This window comes from Streptomyces sp. ID05-39B (assembly GCF_033794725.1).
GTDB classification, from domain to species: Bacteria; Actinomycetota; Actinomycetes; order Streptomycetales; family Streptomycetaceae; genus Streptomyces; species Streptomyces bobili.
Window position 1 is genome coordinate 1 of the sequence record NZ_JARGEF010000177.1, and the last position, 17857, is coordinate 17857.

Annotated in this window: 17 protein-coding genes, 1 rRNA gene and 1 riboswitch; of the genes, 5 read left to right on the plus strand and 13 right to left on the minus strand. The window is 70.2% G+C overall.

Going from position 1 to position 17857, the window contains the following annotated elements; translation table 11 throughout:
- Positions 1–28 precede the first annotated feature (28 nt).
- The 4 genes from P1P75_RS29520 (at position 29) to P1P75_RS29535 (ending at position 3317) form a co-directional block, all read left to right on the plus strand.
- Positions 29–427, plus strand: coding sequence for a molybdopterin-binding protein (locus P1P75_RS29520; protein WP_150469971.1), 399 nt, complete (start codon positions 29–31; stop codon positions 425–427).
- Between the two features lie 201 nt (positions 428–628).
- Positions 629–1417, plus strand: a complete 789-nt coding sequence (gene modA / locus P1P75_RS29525) for a molybdate ABC transporter substrate-binding protein (protein ID WP_319261082.1) — start codon at positions 629–631, stop codon at positions 1415–1417.
- On the plus strand, positions 1414–2247 hold the full coding sequence (locus P1P75_RS29530) for an ABC transporter permease (protein WP_319261051.1): 834 nt from the start codon (positions 1414–1416) through the stop codon (positions 2245–2247). The genes modA and P1P75_RS29530 overlap by 4 nt, the downstream gene beginning before the upstream one ends.
- Entirely contained in the window at positions 2244–3317 is a 1074-nt protein-coding gene (locus P1P75_RS29535; protein WP_319261053.1) for an ABC transporter ATP-binding protein, read from the plus strand. The genes P1P75_RS29530 and P1P75_RS29535 overlap by 4 nt, the downstream gene beginning before the upstream one ends.
- A 71-nt stretch (positions 3318–3388) precedes the next feature.
- Here the strand turns inward: P1P75_RS29535 and gcvP are convergent, their stop codons facing one another.
- On the minus strand, positions 3389–6274 hold the full coding sequence (gcvP, locus tag P1P75_RS29540; RefSeq protein ID WP_319261055.1) for an aminomethyl-transferring glycine dehydrogenase: 2886 nt from the start codon (positions 6272–6274) through the stop codon (positions 3389–3391).
- Between the two features lie 184 nt (positions 6275–6458).
- Positions 6459–6554: riboswitch (glycine riboswitch) on the minus strand.
- Positions 6555–6671: 117 nt separating this feature from the next.
- Here gcvP and P1P75_RS29545 point away from each other — a divergent pair.
- The gene (locus tag P1P75_RS29545; RefSeq protein ID WP_319261057.1) at positions 6672–7043 is read left to right on the plus strand and encodes a PRC-barrel domain-containing protein; all 372 of its coding nucleotides are present in this window, start codon (positions 6672–6674) and stop codon (positions 7041–7043) included.
- On the opposite strand, the gene P1P75_RS29550 is transcribed toward P1P75_RS29545, so the two are convergent.
- From P1P75_RS29550 to rrf, 12 genes are all read right to left on the minus strand, one after another.
- Complete coding sequence (locus P1P75_RS29550) at positions 6965–7438, minus strand: nucleotidyltransferase domain-containing protein (protein WP_319261060.1); 474 nt, start codon at positions 7436–7438, stop codon at positions 6965–6967. The genes P1P75_RS29545 and P1P75_RS29550 overlap by 79 nt on opposite strands.
- Before the next feature lie 82 nt (positions 7439–7520).
- Positions 7521–8924, minus strand: a complete 1404-nt coding sequence (locus P1P75_RS29555; protein ID WP_319261063.1) for a DNA polymerase IV — start codon at positions 8922–8924, stop codon at positions 7521–7523.
- Between the two features lie 68 nt (positions 8925–8992).
- A complete protein-coding gene (locus P1P75_RS29560) occupies positions 8993–9676 on the minus strand; it encodes a MerR family transcriptional regulator (RefSeq protein ID WP_319261066.1) in 684 nt (227 codons plus the stop codon).
- A gap of 238 nt (positions 9677–9914) precedes the next feature.
- Positions 9915–10388 carry a bifunctional nuclease family protein gene (locus P1P75_RS29565; protein WP_073494403.1) on the minus strand — a complete coding sequence of 158 codons (474 nt, stop codon included), beginning with the start codon at positions 10386–10388 and terminating at the stop codon, positions 9915–9917.
- An 84-nt stretch (positions 10389–10472) separates the two neighbouring features.
- Positions 10473–11210, minus strand: a complete 738-nt coding sequence (locus tag P1P75_RS29570; RefSeq protein WP_319261069.1) for a MerR family transcriptional regulator — start codon at positions 11208–11210, stop codon at positions 10473–10475.
- A 43-nt stretch (positions 11211–11253) separates the two neighbouring features.
- Positions 11254–12141 carry an FHA domain-containing protein gene (locus tag P1P75_RS29575; protein WP_086773056.1) on the minus strand — a complete coding sequence of 296 codons (888 nt, stop codon included), beginning with the start codon at positions 12139–12141 and terminating at the stop codon, positions 11254–11256.
- Between the two features lie 82 nt (positions 12142–12223).
- On the minus strand, positions 12224–13087 hold the full coding sequence (locus P1P75_RS29580; RefSeq protein ID WP_319261073.1) for a DUF881 domain-containing protein: 864 nt from the start codon (positions 13085–13087) through the stop codon (positions 12224–12226).
- Between the two features lie 5 nt (positions 13088–13092).
- Complete coding sequence (locus P1P75_RS29585; protein ID WP_003988855.1) at positions 13093–13425, minus strand: small basic family protein; 333 nt, start codon at positions 13423–13425, stop codon at positions 13093–13095.
- Positions 13422–14327 (minus strand): DUF881 domain-containing protein, encoded by a 906-nt coding sequence (locus P1P75_RS29590; RefSeq protein ID WP_319261076.1) that lies wholly within the window; start codon positions 14325–14327, stop codon positions 13422–13424. The genes P1P75_RS29585 and P1P75_RS29590 overlap by 4 nt, the downstream gene beginning before the upstream one ends.
- A gap of 98 nt (positions 14328–14425) precedes the next feature.
- A complete protein-coding gene (locus P1P75_RS29595) occupies positions 14426–16921 on the minus strand; it encodes a mannose-1-phosphate guanyltransferase (RefSeq protein WP_319261079.1) in 2496 nt (831 codons plus the stop codon).
- Positions 16922–17040: 119 nt separating this feature from the next.
- Positions 17041–17649: a CDP-alcohol phosphatidyltransferase family protein gene (locus P1P75_RS29600; protein WP_086773052.1), complete on the minus strand. Its 609-nt coding sequence runs from the start codon at positions 17647–17649 to the stop codon at positions 17041–17043.
- 109 nt (positions 17650–17758) lie between these two features.
- Positions 17759–17857: ribosomal RNA gene (gene rrf, locus P1P75_RS29605) — 5S ribosomal RNA — on the minus strand; the annotation flags it as partial.

Below are 17857 nucleotides of genomic sequence, written 5' to 3' on the forward strand. Positions count from 1 at the left end.
CCCCCCGCCTGCCCCTATCGTGACCGGCATGCAGTCCTACACCATCGGCCAGGCCGCGCGCCTGCTCGGCGTGAGCCCCGACACCGCACGCCGCTGGGCGGACGCGGGCCGGGTGCCGACGCACCGCGACGACACCGGACGACGCCTCATCGACGGCAAGGACCTCGCCGCCTTCTCCGTCGAACTCGCCGGACCGGGCGGCGGCGAGGAGGGAGGCGCCTCCTACACCTCGGCCCGCAACGCGTTCCCCGGCATCGTCACCGCGATCAAGCTGGGCGACGTCGCCGCCCAGGTCGACATCCAGGCGGGCCCGCACCGCCTCGTCTCCCTCCTCACCCGCGAGGCCGTCGAGGAACTCGGCCTGGAGGTCGGCATGGAGGCCACGGCCCGCGTGAAGTCGACCAACGTCCACATCGACCGCGTCTGAGACGCGCCGCGGCCCCCGGCATGGCGGCGGGCACCGCACATGCATGCCTCCAGCCGCAATCGAAGCCGCTCATGCGAAGCCACAGAGGACTTACACCTCGCACCTGCGGCAGTATGATCGCGACAGGGTCCGTTCGAGGGACCCCGAGGATGCGACACCGAGGAGTGCACCGTGACGCCCCGAACCGCCCGCCGGGCCCGCATGCTGCACCGGACGGGCGCGGCAGTCGCCGCGCTGCTGGTACTGAGCGCCTGCTCCTCCTCCGACGACACCTCCTCCGGGTCCGGTTCCTCCGCGTCAGGTCCGGCGAAGGTGTCCGGCACGGTGACCGTCTTCGCGGCGGCCTCCCTCCAGGAGAGCTTCACGGCTCTGGGCGAGCGGTTCGAGAAGGCGCACCCCGGCACCGAGGTCGTCTTCAACTTCGGCGGCAGCGACACCCTCGCCGCGAGCATCACCAGCGGCGCCCCGGCCGACGTCTTCGCCGCCGCCAGCAGCAAGACCATGACGATCGTGACCGACGCGAAGGACAATGCCTCCGCCCCCGTCACCTTCGCCCGCAACCAGCCGGCGATCGCCACCCTGCCGGGCAACCCCGACCAGGTCACCTCCCTGAAGGACCTCACGAAGTCCGGCCTCAAGGTCGTCCTGTGCGACAGGACCGTGCCGTGCGGGGCAGCCGCACAGAAGGCCCTCGACGCGAGCGGCATCAAGCTCACCCCCGTCTCCTACGAGCAGGACGTCAAGAGCGCCCTGATCAAGGTGGAGCTGAAGGAGGCCGACGCCGCGGTGGTGTACAGGACCGATGTGCGCGCGGCGGGTGACAGGGTGGAGGGCGTGGACTTCCCCGAGTCGGCCGACGCCGTCAACGACTACCCCATCGCCCCGCTCAAGGACGCCCCGAACGCTGAGGCGGCCAAGGCCTTCGTCACCCTCGTGCGCTCCGCCGAGGGCCAGAAGGCACTGACCGAGGCGGGGTTCCTCACGCCGTGAAGCCCTCCGCCTCCGACACCCGCAAGGGCGGCCGGCGGCCGGGCCGGATCCGCACCGGCGTCCCCTTCGCCCTCCTGCTGCCCGCCCTCCTGGGTCTGGCCTTCCTCCTGCTGCCCCTGGTCGCCCTGCTGATCCGGGCGCCGTGGCACAGCCTCCCCGAGCAACTGACCAGCCCAGAGGTGTGGCAGGCCCTGCGGCTGTCCCTGATCTGCGCCACCTCGGCGACCGCGCTGAGCCTGGTCATCGGCGTGCCGCTGGCATGGCTGCTGGCCCGCACCGACTTCCCCGGCCGCGGTCTCGTCCGCGCGCTCGTGACGCTCCCGCTGGTCCTGCCCCCCGTCGTGGGCGGCGTGGCCCTGCTGCTCGCCCTCGGCCGAGGCGGCGTGGTCGGCCAGTGGCTGGACGCCTGGTTCGGCGTCACCCTGCCGTTCACCACGACCGGCGTCGTGCTCGCGGAGACGTTCGTGGCGATGCCGTTCCTCGTCATCAGCGTCGAGGGCACGCTGCGCGCCGCCGACCCCCGCTACGAGGAGGCGGCCACCACCCTGGGCGCCTCCCGTTTCACCGCGTTCCGCCGGGTCACCCTGCCGCTGATCGCGCCGGGCATCGCTGCGGGCGCCGTACTGGCCTGGGCGCGCGCCCTGGGCGAGTTCGGCGCGACGATCACCTTCGCGGGCAACTTCCCCGGCCGCACACAGACGATGCCGCTGGCCGTCTACCTGGCCCTGCAGAGCGACCCGGAGGCCGCCATCGCCCTGAGCCTGGTGCTGCTGGCCGTCTCCATCGCCGTACTGGCGGGCCTGCGCGACCGCTGGATGACCACGTCATGAGCGCCTCCGACAGCTTCCCGCCGGACACCGCCGAGGGCCTGGACGCCCACCTCGTCGTCGACCGTGACGCCTTCCGCCTCGACATCACGCTCGGCGCCGCCCCCGGCGACGTCGTCGCCCTGCTCGGCCCGAACGGCGCCGGCAAGACGACGGCCCTGCGCGCACTCGCCGGCCTGGTCCCGCTCACCGGCGGCCATCTCCGCCTGGACGGCGACGCGTTGGAGCGTACGCCGCCGGAGTCCCGCCCGGTCGGCGTGGTGTTCCAGGACTACCTGCTGTTCCCGCATCTGAGCGCCCTCGACAATGTGGCGTTCGGTCCGCGCTGCCAGGGCGCGAGCAAGGCCGCGGCACGCTCCCAGGCGGCAGGGTGGCTGGAGCGGATGGGGGTCGCCGAGCACGCCGGCGCCAAGCCCCGCCGGCTGTCCGGCGGCCAGGCCCAGCGGGTCGCACTGGCCCGCGCCCTCGCCACCCGCCCCCGGCTGCTCCTGCTCGACGAACCCCTCGCCGCCCTGGACGCCCGCACCCGCCTGGAGGTGCGCGCCCAACTCCGCCGCCACCTGGCCGAGTTCGAGGCGGTCGCCATCCTGGTCACGCACGACCCGCTCGACGCCATGGTCCTCGCGGACCGCCTCGTCGTCATCGAGCACGGCACGGTCGTGCAGGAGGGCACCCCGTCGGACATCGCACGGCACCCGCGCACGGACTACATCGCCCAGCTCGTCGGCCTGAACCTCTACCGCGGCCGGGCCGACGGCCACACCGTCCACCTCGACACGGGCCCCTCGCTCACCATCACCGAGATCCTCTCCGGGCCGGCCTTCGTCGCCTTCCCACCGAGCGCGGTCACCCTCCACCGCGACCGCCCCACCGGCTCCAGCGCCCGCAACCTGTGGCGCTGCGAGGTCGCGGGCCTGGAGACCCACGGCGACCAGATCCGCGCCGACCTCACCGGCGAACTCCCCCTGGCCGCCGACCTCACCACCATCGCCGCCGCCGAACTCGACCTGCGTCCCGGCGCCCCGGTGTGGGCGACGGTCAAGGCCGCCCAGACACACGCCTACCCGGCCTGACCGCCGCCGGGCACGCCGGAGGGCCCCCGCCCTGACCGGACGGGGACCCTCCATGACGTACGGCTGTCGGATCAGTCCTCGTACGCGTCCAGCGGCGGGCAGGAGCAGACCAGGTTCCGGTCGCCGTAGGCCTGGTCGATCCGGCGCACCGGCGGCCAGTACTTGTCGGCGGCGGACACCCCGGCCGGGAAGACGGCCTCCTCGCGCGTGTACGCGTGGTCCCACTCCCCGCCCAGCGCGGCCGCCGTGTGCGGGGCGTTCCGCAGCGGGTTGTCCTCGGCCGGCCACTCACCGGAGCCGGCCTTCTCGATCTCGCCGCGGATCGCGATCATCGCCTCGCAGAACCGGTCCAGCTCGGCCAGGTCCTCGGACTCGGTCGGCTCGATCATCAGCGTGCCGGCCACCGGGAACGACATCGTCGGCGCGTGGAAGCCGTAGTCGATGAGCCGCTTGGCCACATCGTCCACGCTGACGCCGGTCGACTTCGTCAGCGGGCGCAGGTCGATGATGCACTCGTGCGCGACCAGAGCGCCGGGGCCGGTGTAGAGCACCGGGTAGTGCGGTTCGAGCCGCTTGGCGACGTAGTTGGCGGACAGCACGGCCACCTGCGTGGCCCGCTTCAGCCCTTCCCCGCCCATGAGCCGCACATAGGCCCACGAGATCGGCAGGATCCCCGCGGAGCCCCACGGCCCCGCCGAGATCGGCCCCACGCCCGTAGCGGGCCCGGCCTCCGGCTGGAGCGGGTGGTTCGGCAGATACGGCGCCAGGTGCGACCGTACGGCCACCGGGCCGACGCCCGGACCGCCGCCGCCGTGCGGGATGCAGAAGGTCTTGTGCAGGTTCAGGTGCGAGACGTCGCCGCCGAAGTGCCCCGGCTTGGCGAGCCCGACGAGCGCGTTGAGGTTGGCCCCGTCGACGTACACCTGACCGCCGGCCTCGTGCACCTGGGCGCAGATGTCGGCGACATGCTCCTCGAACACCCCGTGCGTCGACGGGTAGGTGATCATCAGCACGGCCAGTTCGTCGCGGTGCTTCTCGATCTTCGCCCGCAGGTCCTCGACGTCGATCTCGCCGTCGTCGGCGGTCTTCACGACGACGACCTTCATCCCGGCCATCACGGCGCTCGCGGCGTTGGTGCCGTGCGCGGACGACGGGATCAGACACACGGTCCGCTGAGCGTCCCCGTTGGCCCGGTGGTATCCGCGTACGGCGAGCAGTCCGGCGAACTCGCCCTGCGACCCGGCGTTGGGCTGGAGGGACACCTTGTCGTACCCGGTGACCTCGGCGAGCCGCTCCTCCAGCTCATGGATGAGCGTGAGGTAGCCCTGCGCCTGCTCGGCGGGCGCGAAGGGGTGCAGCTGCCCGAACTCGGGCCAGGTGACCGGCTCCATCTCGGTGGTCGCGTTGAGCTTCATGGTGCAGGATCCCAGCGGGATCATGCCCCGGTCGAGCGCGTAGTCGCGGTCGGCCAGCCGACGCAGGTACCGCAGCATGGCGGTCTCGGAACGGTGCTGGTGGAAGACGGGGTGGGTGAGGATCTCGTCGCCTCGCAGCAGCCCTGCGGGCAGGGTGTCCTCGGTGACCGCGTCGAGGGCCTCGATGTCGCCCTCGACCCCGAACGCCTGCCAGACGGCGGTGAGCTGGGCCCGCCCGGTCGTCTCGTCGCAGGCGATCGACACCTGGTCGGCGTCGACGAGGTGCAGGTTGACGCCGTTGGACCGGGCGGCGGCCACCACCTCGGCGGCCTTCGCAGGCACCCGCACGGTCAGCGTGTCGAAGTAGGAACCGTGCACGACCTCGACGCCACCGGCGGTGAGTCCGGCGGCCAGGACCGCGGCGTAGCGGTGGGTGCGCCGCGCGATCGCCCTGAGCCCCTCGGGCCCGTGATAGACGGCGTACATGCCGGCCATGACGGCGAGCAGCACCTGCGCCGTACAGATGTTGCTGGTCGCCTTCTCCCGGCGGATGTGCTGCTCACGCGTCTGCAACGCCAGCCGGTACGCCCTGTTGCCGTCCACGTCGACGGACACGCCCACGAGCCGTCCGGGCAGGCTGCGCGCGAACTTCTCGTGCACGGCCATGTATCCGGCGTGCGGCCCGCCGAAGCCCATCGGCACCCCGAACCGCTGCGTCGTGCCGACCGCGATGTCCGCGCCCAGCTCACCGGGCGAGGTCAGCAGCGTCAGCGCGAGCAGATCGGCGGCGACGGTGACGAGCGCCCCCAGCTCGTGCGCCTGCTCGATGACCGGCTTGAGATCGCGTACGGCTCCGGAGGCGCCCGGGTACTGGACCAGTACGCCGTTGATCTCCCGCGCGGCGATGTCGGCCGGGATGCCGTCGCTGAGGTCGGCGACGACGACCTCGACACCGGTCGGCTCGGCGCGGGTCTCGATCACGGCGATGGTCTGCGGCAGCGCGTCCGCGTCGATCAGGAAGAGGCCCTTCTTGTTCTTCCCCATGCGCCGGGACAGTGCCATAGCCTCGGCCGCCGCCGTGCCCTCGTCGAGCAGCGAGGCACCGGAGGTGGGCAGTCCGGTCAGGTCGGCGACCATGGTCTGGAAGTTCAGCAGCGCCTCCAGCCGGCCCTGCGAGATCTCCGGCTGGTACGGCGTGTAGGCCGTGTACCAGGCCGGGCTCTCCATGACGTTGCGCAGGATGACCGGCGGCGTGAAGGTGCCGTAGTAGCCGAGTCCGATCATCGGGGCCAGCACCTGGTTGCGGTCGGCCAGCGACCGCAGTTCGGCCAGCACCTCGGCCTCGGTCCGCGCGCCCGGCAGGTCCAGAGCGTCGGCGTTCTTGATCACATCGGGGACGGCGGCGGCGGTCAGCTCGTCCAGGGAGCCGTAGCCGACCTGCGCGAGCATCTTGGCCCGCGACTCCTGGTCGGGCCCGATGTGGCGCTGCTCGAAGGGGATTCCCTGTTCGAGGTCGGAGAGCGGAATGCGATGGGCGGTCATTACGGAGGCCTCCTGGTCAGACACGACCTTCGAGGGGCACCACTGGCGGGTACCCGGACGGCCTCCCCCTCTGTCATCTCAAACCTGAGAGCTTCACCGGCCACCCGAGGGCGACCGGCTTTCACCGTCGGTGAGAGCGGGAGCCGTCGACGCCGTCGACACCCGCTCTGCTTTCCAGAGTGACCTCGTCCATGCGGTACGTGAGCCTGAGAGATTCCGGGGAGGATTTGCTCCTTCGGCGCCTCCGGCGATCTCCGGAGGACTCTCCCGCACGGGGTCAGCAGCCGTTGCCAGACTACCAGCGAGGTCAATGAGGCCCCCTTCCGAGTGGCCACCGCCCCCGTTGTGCTCTTTTGTAGTACTTACGGATGAGTTTGCGACCAAGTGGAGGGGTCCCGTGCAGACCGACATCGATCCGCGCAACCTGATCGGCCGCAAGGCGTTCGACCGCAACGGCACCAAGATCGGCACCATCGACGAGGTCTACCTCGACGACGCGACCGGCGTGCCGGAGTGGGCGGCGATACGCACCGGCCTGTTCAGCAGGGACGCCTTCGTCCCCCTGGAACCCAGCGAACTGATCGAGGGCACCCTCCACGTCCCCTTCGACCGCGCCCTGATCAAGGACGCCCCCGACTTCGGCGTGGGCCGCCACCTCTCCCCCGATCAGGAACTCCAGCTCTACCACCACTACGGCCTCGACGTGGCCGGCCCTCCCCCGCTCCCGGACCGCGACTTCGGCAGGCTGGCGGGCACGGAGGAGACCTGAGCGGACCGGCCGCACGCCTCCACCAGCGCCCCGAGAAGCCCTCGGGGGTCGTGAAGGAGCCGGACCCCGTCGGTGACGACGCGTCGCGTGCCGTCGTCGACGGGATCGGTGCGTGCCCAGCCGAGAGGGCCGATGCCGACCTTGACCTCCAGACCGGAGGCGGTGCGGTGCCGCCATTCGGTCACAGGCCCCCAGGCCCGGTTGCGGATCACCTCGCCCAGGGCGAGTTCACCCACCCAGGCCTCCTCGCCGGCGTAGCGGCCCGGCTCCGTCGTCAGCACGACGAGATCGACGTCCGAGTGCGCCCGCGCGGCACCCCGCGCCCAGGACCCGACGAGCAGCACACCACCGACGTCCTCGCGCCCGGCGGCCCATCCGGTGACCCGCTCGACCACCGCCCGCACCTCGTCACGCCGCTCCGCCGAGACCTCCGCCGGGCCCCCGGGCTCCTCCCTTCCGCCGCCGCGCTCGATCCCGTCACCGGCTCTTCCCCGGCCGCACCGCAGGCAGGTCGCCGCCGCCGTCCGCCGGCCTCGGCTCGTCCGGTCTTCGCCGGACCAGCGGCAGCGGATCCGCCGGCTCCAGGGCGGGGTCGTCGATCCGGAACGTCCGCACCCGGCCCACCTCCGAGTCGGGTGTCTCGAACCGCACGGTGACCCGGCCGAGCCCGCTGCCCTGCACCCACCCGTGCCCCAGCTCGGCGTGGAGCACATCGAGCCCGGGCCGCCACCGGTGCTCCGCGGGCGCCGCCTCGGCCACGACGGGCTCCTCCGCCACCTCGTCCTCGGGCGCGTCCGCCCGCTCCTCCTCCGCCGCCTGCGCGAACAGGTCCTCCTGCGTGAAGTCGGCCAGCCCGCTGACCCCGACCCCGAGCAGCCGCACCCCGCCCGTCGTGTCCACCGAGTCCAGCAGCCGGGCCGCGGCCTCCCGCACCACGCCCGGATCGTCCGTCGGCCCGCGCAGGGTCTCGGACCGGGTGAGCGTGGAGAAGTCGTACCGCCGCACCTTGAGCACGATGGTCCGCCCCGACAGACCCGCCCCCCGTAGCCGCCGCACACACCGGTCGGCCAGCCGCCGCACCTCCAACTCCACCCGCAGGCGGTCGTGGATGTCCACGTCGTAGGTGTCCTCCACGGACACGGACTTCGTCTCCCGCTCGGCCACCACCGGCCGGTCGTCACGGGCCAGTGCCATCGCGTACAGCGCGTGCCCGTGCGCCTTGCCCAGCAGCCGCACCAGCTCGTCCTCCCCGGCCTCGGCCATGTCCTCGACCGTGGTGATCCCGGCCCGCCGCAGATGGTCCCCGGTCGCCGGCCCGACCCCCGGCAGCGTCCGTACGGACATCGGCGCGAGCAGGGCCCGTTCGGTGCCCGGCTCGATCAGCACCAGGCCGTCCGGCTTGGCCTGCTCGGAGGCGATCTTGGCGAGCATCTTCGAGGCGGCCAGCCCCACCGAACCGGTCAGTCCGGTGACCGCCCGTATGTCCGCGCGCAGCCGCACCCCCGCCAGCCGCGCCGACTCGCTGTCCCAGGCCGCCTCCCCCGCCTCCAGGTCCACGAAGGCCTCGTCCAGGCTGAGCGGCTCCACCAGCGGAGACAGGGCCCGCAGGAGCGTCATGACCTGATCGCTGATCCGGCGGTAGAACGCGCCCCGCGGGAACAGGTAGGCGGCGTTCGGAGCGAGCCGGCGTGCCTGGGCCATCGGCATCGCCGAATGCACCCCGAAGACCCGTGCCTCGTACGAGGCGGTCGCCACCACCCCGCGCGGCCCGAGGCCCCCCACGACCACCGCCTTCCCACGCAGACTCGGCTTGGACGCCTGCTCCGCCTGAGCGAAGAAGGCATCCATGTCGAGATGCAGGATGGTGGGCGCGTTTCTCACATCTCCGATGCTGCACCACGCCACTGACATCGACGCCGCACGGGCGCCCGCGAGGCCCGGTGGGGGCGTCAGACCGCCCGGTTGCGTCTGCGGGCCAGCTCGTCCGCCGGGTTGGGCCCGACGAGCGTCTCCCCCGTGTCGACGCGCTCCCCGTGCAACTGCGACAACGCGCTCTCGACGTCCCGCCACACCACGCCGACGGCGATCCCGAAGACGCCCTGACCGCCCTGGAGCAGCGCGTGCACCTCGTCCGGCGAGCTGCACTCGTAGACCGTGGCGCCGTCGCTCATCAGCGTCAACCGCTCGAGGTCGCTGAAGCCGCGCTCGCGCAGGTGCTGAACGGCGGTGCGGATGTTCTGGAGCGAGACCCCGGTGTCGAGGAACCGCTTGACGATCTTCAGGACCACGACGTCCCGGAAGCTGTAGAGGCGCTGTGTCCCGGACCCGTGGGCGGGCCGCACGCTCGGCTCGACCAGCCCCGTACGCGCCCAGTAGTCCAGTTGCCGATAGGTGATGCCGGCGGCCGCACAGGCCGTCGGCCCCCGGTAGCCGATCTCCTCGGACGCCATGGACGTCGCCCCTCCGCTGCTCGGCACGGCCGCCGGTCGCTGCGGAGCGTGATCGGCCGCGCCTCCGTGAGGGGGGTACCCCCCGCTCGAGCGGAGCCGTGAGCTCGGGGGAGGGTACGGACCGCTCCCCCCGACACCGAGTCCGGGGGCACCCCCAACCGTACCGTCGCCGCTGCTTCTCACGCCGACCTCCGTCCTTGACCTGCCTTCTCGACGGTAGGCAGTCACCAGGGGTGCGTCAACGATCGCCACACTCGGCACGCCGAGTGATAATCACCCTAGGAGTGGTTTCCCGCGCTCCACCGCGGGGAAAGGCTAGCCGAATGCGCTGAGCGGAAGCCGCAGGACGCTCTCACGCGCCGCTGGCAATTGCCGCGACCCGAGCCGACCGGCCCGCCGGACCGACCCCGCCTCCGGACGGCTACTGGTTGCTGCTGCCGAAGTCCTCGGGCGAGATCTGGTCGAGGAACTCGCGGAACTTCTCGACCTCGTCCTCCTGCTCGTCCGGGATGGCGATCCCCGCGTCGTCCAGCACCGTGTCACTGCCGTAGATCGGCGTGCCCGTGCGCAGGGCCAGCGCTATGGCGTCGGACGGCCGTGCGCTCACCTCGACCCCGCTGGCGAAGACCAACTCGGCGTAGAAGACGCCCTCACGCAGGTCGGTGATGCGCACTTCGCTGAGCTCCTGGCCGACGGCTTCCAGCACGTCCTTGAACAGGTCGTGGGTCAGCGGCCGCGCCGGAGCCATGCCCTGCTGGGCGAAGGCGATCGCCGTCGCCTCGCCCGGCCCGATCCAGATGGGGAGGTAACGGTCGCCTCCCACTTCACGCAGCAGCACGATCGGTTGGTTGGAGGGCATCTCGACCCGGACACCTACGACATCGAGCTCGTTCACACAGCAACCCTAGGCCGTGCTCGGGACGTTTGGGTAGTCGGGCCGGGAACGGGTGACCGATCCGGGCGACCTGGACCCTTCTCCTCAGGGCAGGTGCACGCCGAGCGCGGTCTGCACCAACGCCGCGTGCAACCTGAGCGTGAGCCCCGCCAGCTCCTTCGTCCGATCCTCCGCATGCGCCCTCGTCTGCGGATTGCGGTGCCGCCTGAGCGGTGCGACCACCTGGTCCACGAGCCCCGCCTCACGGTCGGCCGCGGCCCTCATCAGCCGCAGGTGCCGGGGCTCGATCCCGAACCGCCCCAGCTCGGAGACGAGCGAGGCGACCGTGACCGTCCCTGCGTCATACACCCCGTCCTCCAAGGGCACGACGAGCCCGTAGGACTCCCACTCCTGGAGTTCCCGCTCGTCGATCCCGGCGGCCGCCAGCAGCTCGGACCGCCCGATCCGGGCAGCCGTGGGCACGTCGGACGGCTCTTGTACCGCCTGCCCGTCCCGCTGCCGGCCCACCGTCGGCAGCGCCGACGCCTCACCGCGCTCCATGGCGTCCAGGTGCTCCCGGATCACCTTGAGCGGAAGATAGTGGTCCCGCTGCATCCTGAGCACGTGGCCGAGGCGCTCGACGTCCTCCCTGCTGAACTTGCGATACCCCGACGGGGTCCGCTGCGGCTCGACGAGCCCCTCCGACTCCAGGAAGCGGATCTTGGAGATGGTGACTTCGGGGAACTCGTCGCGCAGCACGTTCAGCACCGTGCCGATGCTCATCGCACCACCGTCCACTGCGGCGGTACCCGGTCCGGTACCGCCCCTCGGTGTTCGCAGCATGGGCCTTCCCTGGGGGTTCCCCCGGACCGGGTCCGGGGGCGGGTCAGTAGCCTCGCTGGCTCGCGTAGAAGACCAGCCGGTACTTGCCGATCTGCACCTCGTCACCGTTCGCCAGCGGGACTTCGTCGATCCGCTCACGGTTGACGTATGTGCCGTTCAGGCTGCCGACATCGGCCACCGTGAACGAACCGTCCTGACGACGCCGGAACTCCACATGACGGCGCGAGACCGTCACGTCGTCCAGGAAGATGTCACTCTGCGGGTGCCGTCCCGCCGTGGTCAGGTCACCGTCCAGCAGGAAGCGGCTGCCCGAGTTGGGGCCACGCCGCACGACCAGCAGGGCGGAACCCAGCGGCAGCGCGTCGACCGCGGCCTGGGCCTCGGGCGAGAGCGCCGGCAACTGCGTCTGTCCCGTGACCTCGGAGTCGTACGCCTCGAGACCGGAGATGGAGATGGTGGAGGTCGTCTCCGACGCGCGCTCGGGCGTCAGACCCGGCCTCAGCGGCGCGCCGCAGTTGGAGCAGAAACGGCTGTTCTCCGCGTTGCGGTTACCGCACCTCGTACACACCAGGGCCGACATAGGGGAAAACCCTCCACCCGTACTTGAGGTTGACGGTTGGCCGAAACCTATGCCGCCGGACTGCGCAGGGTCAACCGACGCCCCGCCCTGCCCGCCGGAAATGTCACCGCCCGGACCAGCCACCTGGTCCCGGAACAGCGGCCGCTGGCCTTCCGCGTCGGGCTGTGCGCGGTGACGGGCGGTCGCGTTGTCACCGCTGCCCTCTCGCGCGCTCTTGCCGAACAACTTCGCAAACAACTTCACGGGCGATTCCCCTTGACCGAAACAGACCCGCCCGTGGGGCAGGACGAACCCTGACTGATTAGACCGGCCGACCCGGACATCTTCACAACGTCCGTAGCCACCAGACAGTTTCCACCACGCACCACCCGATCGGTGCGCCGACCCCCCGCAACCTCATGCCCCTGCCGGACAGCCCCCATGCACCCCCGGTTCACTGCGAGGACGACCGAGCGTAGTCAGGCTGCTCCGCTACTCGCAAGGCGTCCACGACGATCTTGGTCGATCGCTCCACGGACACGGTGGCCTGCTCCTTCTCAAGAGTCTGCACCACGCCTCCCGGGATGTTCAGCGCCGGTTCGAGGTCCTGCGGCTTCCCGATGACCTTGAAACGATAGGGCGCGTTGATCTTGTTCCCGTCGACGCTCACGCTCTTGCCCGATTCCGTGAGATAGGTACCGGCGACGACCCGGACGCCGTTCACCTGGATCGCCTCCGCACCCGCCGCGCGCAGCTCCTGGATCGCGTCGAGCAGCATGTTCGCCTCGACCGTCCCCTTCGTGTCCTCGATCGTCATGGTGATGCCAGGCCCCTCCGCGGCCACCGTGCCCGCCAGGATGCCGAGTTGCCTCTCCTTCTCGACCGTCTGCCTACGGGCCTCCTCGGCCTGGTCGGAACTGTTCTCCAGTTCCTGGCGCTGCTTCTCGAGACCCTGCTTCTCGTCCTCAAGACGCTGACTGCGGTCATCCAGTTCATCGAGGATGCGCACAAGATCTTCCTGGCGTGCGCCGCGCAGGGCATTGCCGCTGTCACTGTTGGACGCGACCTGTACCGCCAGACCGAATCCGAGACCGAACAGCAGCAGGGCGACGATGAGTTGGGCCCGGCTCACCCTCGGCGGCCACAACCCCTGCACCAGCCGCTGCCGGCCGGTCAGCGCGGGCTCGCCGCTCTCCGCGCCCCGCTCCGCGCGCGAGGCGGCCGCGGGAACCTCCTGGGGCAGTTCCTTGCGCAGCCTGGTCGTGGGCGTCTCGTCCCGCGGAGTCTCGTCCGGCCCGTTCGCGCCCTGGTCGCTCATCGCCCTCACGCCCGGAAGACGTGCCGGCGGATCGCCGCGGCGTTGGAGAAGATCCGGATGCCGAGCACGACCACCACACCCGTGGACAGCTGGGCACCGACGCCCAACTTGTCGCCCAGGAACACGATCAGAGCGGCCACGACCACATTGGACAGGAACGACACGACGAACACCTTGTCGTCGAAGATGCCGTCGAGCATGGCGCGCAGACCCCCGAACACGGCGTCCAGCGCCGCCACGACGGCGATCGGCAGATAAGGCTCGACGACGGCCGGAACCTCGGGCCGGACCAAGAGGCCGGCCACGACTCCCACGACGAGGCCCAGTACGGCGATCACGATGTGCCCTTCTCAGTTCTCGGCTGTGCTGTACGTACGATCACACTCGGTGCCGCGGGCAGCCGGACGTCCTTCTCCACCGAGATGGCGGTCCGGATGCCGAAGTTCTCCTGGAGAGCGTTCAGGTACAGCCCGTCGGCGCTGTCCTGGAACCGGGTGCTCAGCTTCTTCCCGTCCCCCACCGCGAGCACGGTGTACGGCGGCACCAGCGGCTTGTTGTCGACCAGTATGGCGTCGCCCGCGGCCCTGATCGCCGACAGCGCGGTCAGCCGCTGCCCGTTGACGGAGACAGCCTCGGCACCCGACGCCCACAGTCCGTTGACCACGCGCTGCATGTCCCGGTCACGGACTCGTCCGGTGTCGGAGAATCCGGAGGTCTCGCGCGGATCACCGTCGCCGCCCGTGGAAGCCTCCTCGGCGTCGTCCACGACCAGCTTCACTCCGGGTCCGTGCACCTCGACCGCGCCCGCGAGGATCCCCACCAGCTCCGCCTTGTCGCTCCCGCCGCTGTCGCGGAGCGCCTCCCGCTGTCGCGCGCTCACATCGTCACGCAGCTTGTCGACGGTGTCCTCGAGCTTGTCCGCCGCCTCGGTGTCGCTGTCGATCCGGTCGATCAGCTCCTCGCGCTCCTTGGCCACCACCGGCGCGGCGATCCGCGCCTCGGCCGCTCCCACGGTCACCACGAGCGCCGCGAGCACCAGGCCGACGGCCAGCCCCAGCTTCGACCGCAGCGTCCTGGGCAGGCCGCCGACGCCCTTGGCCTGCTTACGGGCGGCGGCCTCGGCATAGCCGTCGTCGAGGCTGTGGTCCATGACGTTGGTGAGCAGCGACATGGACGCGTCCGGGCGCGACACGCGCGCGGGTGTGCTCCGAACGGGGGGCTGCTGCGGCATGCCGCTCATCGTCGCACGTCGGGCCCGCTACCTCCGAATGGCCCCACCGACGTGCCGGACAGGCCCCCTTGGGGACACTTGTCCGGCACGCGCGCATGGTAGGAGTTTCAGCGCCCGGCGCTGTCCACGACCGCCGCCCATTCATCCAGCAGTGCCTGCGCGGAGGCGTCGTCAGGGCCTTCCGCCCACAGATGAGTGACCGCCTCGGCCGGGTCCGGCAGCACCATCACCCAGCGTCCGTCGGTCTCCACGACCCGGACGCCGTCCGTGGTGTCCACGAAGCGCGCGCCGGCCGCCTCGACGACCCGCCGCATCACGAGGCCCTTGACGGCCCACGGTGTGGCCAGGTCCCGCTTCAGGACATGCGCCCGTGGGATCCGGGCGTCGATCTGGCTCAACGTGAGCTGCGTCCGGGCCACGAGCCCGATCAACCGCACGAAGGCCGCCGTACCGTCGAAGACACTGCTGAACTCGGGAACGATGAATCCGCCCTTGCCGTCCCCGCCGAAGATGGTCGACTCGTCCCGGCCGACCCGGGTCAGGTCGTCGGGCGAGGTCGTCGTCCACTCCACCTGCGTGCCGTGATAGGCCGCCACCTGCTCGGCGATCCGCGTCGTGGTGACCGGCAGGGCCACCCGCCCGCTGCGCCGCTCGGCCGCCACCAGGTCGAGCAGCACCAGCAGTGCCCGGTCGTCCTCGATGATCCGGCCCTTCTCGTCGACGAGAGAGAGCCGCTCGCCCACCGGGTCGAACCGCACACCGAACGCGGCCCGCGACGAGGCCACGATCTCCCCGAGCCGCACGAGACCGGAACGCCTCTGGTCACCGGTCTCGGTCGGCCGGGCCTCGTTCAGACCCGGATTGACGGTCAGCGAGTCGACCCCGAGCTTCCCCAGGAGACTCGGCAGGACCAGACCGGCACTGCCGTTCGAGGCGTCCACCACGACCTTCAACCCGGACTCGGCGATCCCGGTCGTGTCCACATTCCGCAGCAGCGACCCCGTGTACGAGTCGAAGACACTGGCCGGGAAATGCAGGTCCCCGATCTCTCCCGGGAACGCCCGCCGGTACTCCTGCCGCGCGAACACCCGGTCCAGCTTGCGCTGACTGCCCTGCGACAGATCGGCACCCTGCCCGTCGAAGAACATGATGTCCACGGAGTCGGGCACCCCGGGCGAAGTCCGGATCATGATCCCGCCGGCACTCCCCCGAGCCGTCTGCTGCCGCGCCACGGGCAACGGCACGTTCTCGAGATCCCGTACGTCGATGGCGCTGGCCTGGAGCGCGGAGATGACCGCCCGCTTCAGGGCACGGGCGCCACGGGAGTGGTCGCGGGCCGTGGTGACCGTGGACCCCTTCTTGAGCGTGGTCGCGTACGCCCCCGCGAGGCGCACGGCCAGCTCCGGCGTGATCTCGACGTTCAGGATGCCCGAGACGCCCCGCGCACCGAAGAGGTGCGCTTGCCCCCGCGACTCCCAGATCACCGAGGTGTTGACGAATGCGCCGGCTTCGATGGTCTTGAACGGGTAGACCCGCACATTGCCCTGAACGATCGATTCTTCACCGATCAGGCATTCGTCGCCGATGACGGCGCCGTCCTCGATCCGTGCGGCGCGCATGATGTCGGTGTTCTTTCCGACGACACAGCCGCGCAGATTGCTGTGCTGTCCGACGTACACGTTGTCGTGCACGACCGCCTTGTGCAGAAAGGCCCCGCTCTTGACGACGACGTTCGACCCGATGACGCTGTGCTCGCGGATTTCCGCGCCGGCCTCCACCTTCGCGTAGTCCCCGATGTAGAGGGGCCCGCGGAGTACGGCGTCCGGGTGCACCTCGGCGCCTTCGGCCACCCACACACCCGGCGAGATCTCGAAGCCGTCGAGTTCGACGTCGACCTTGCCTTCCAGCACGTCGGCCTGGGCCTTCACATAGCTCTCGTGAGTGCCGACGTCCTCCCAGTAGCCCTCGGCGATATAGCCGTAGATCGGCTTGCCTTCCTTCATCAACTGCGGGAAGACGTCACCGGACCAGTCCACGGGCACGTCGGCCTCGACGTAGTCGAAGACCTCGGGCTCCATGACGTAGATTCCCGTGTTCACGGTGTCCGAGAAGACCTGGCCCCAGGTCGGCTTCTCGAGGAAGCGCTCGACCTTGCCCTCCTCGTCGACGATCGTGATGCCGAATTCCAGAGGATTGGGCACCCGCGTCAGACAGACGGTGACCAGTGCGCCCTTTTCCTTGTGGAAGCGGATCAGCTCGGTGAGGTCGAAGTCGGTGAGTGCGTCGCCGGAAATGACGAGGAAGGCGTCGTCCTTCAACGCTTCCTCTGCGTTCTTGACGCTTCCCGCGGTACCGAGTGGCTTCTCCTCGTTGGCATAGCTGAGCTCCATGCCGAGCTCCTCGCCGTCACCGAAGTAGTTCTTGACCAGTGAGGCCAGGAACTGGACGGTGACGACGGTCTCATTCAGCCCATGCCTTTTGAGCAGCCTCAGAACGTGCTCCATGATCGGCCGGTTGGCGACCGGCAGGAGCGGCTTGGGCATGCTTGAGGTCATGGGGCGAAGGCGTGTGCCTTCGCCTCCGGCCATCACGACGGCCTTCATGTCGGAAGCGTCCTCCTTGAAGAGACGACGGTCTAGCCGACTTCACCCGTCAAGATTGTCCCGCACTTTTCCGTAGCGGGCCATCGAGCCACTGCTGACTGCCAATAGGCTCGGCGAGATCAGTCGGCCATGGCGTCCGCACGGACCAGGCGGCGGACTTGTACCACGTAGAGGACTCCTGCCCACCAGTAGAGCGTTGTACCCCATCCTGCGAACGCCCATCCGAAAATAGCAGCGAGTGAGGCGAGCCAACCACTTCCGTCACTGAGCAGCAGAAGCGGGAACGCGTACATCAGGTTGAAGGTGGCTGCCTTCCCGAGGAAGTTCACCTGGGGCGGCGGATAGCCGTGCCGCCTGAGGATGCCCACCATCACCAGCAGAACCAGTTCTCGTGCAAGCAGTAGACCGGTCAACCAAAGGGGGAGAATCTCCCTCCAGGTGAGGCCGACCAGCGTCGAGAGAATGTAGAGCCGGTCCGCGGCCGGGTCGAGAAGCCGGCCGAGGCTGCTGATCTGGTTCCAGCGCCGGGCGAGCTTGCCGTCCAGGTAGTCGCTGATCCCGCTGAGGGCCAGCACGAGGAGAGCCCAGCCGTCACTCTGCGGGCCCCCGAACTCAGGCCTGAGAATCAGCCACAGGAACAGGGGTACGCCGAGGAGACGCGCCATGCTGAGGATGTTGGGGATGGTGAGGACCCGGTCGGTCTGCACACGGGTCTCTTGGACCTCCACCCGGGGGCCTCCAGTAGAAAACGAGCCAACGATGCCCACTGACCTTACCTCAACGCAAAAAAGCTCCGGCTCTCGGGCTGCGTGCCCAAGAGCCGGAGCTCTAAAAGGAGTTCGGCGGCGTCCTACTCTCCCACAGGGTCCCCCCTGCAGTACCATCGGCGCGGTGAGGCTTAGCTTCCGGGTTCGGAATGTAACCGGGCGTTTCCCT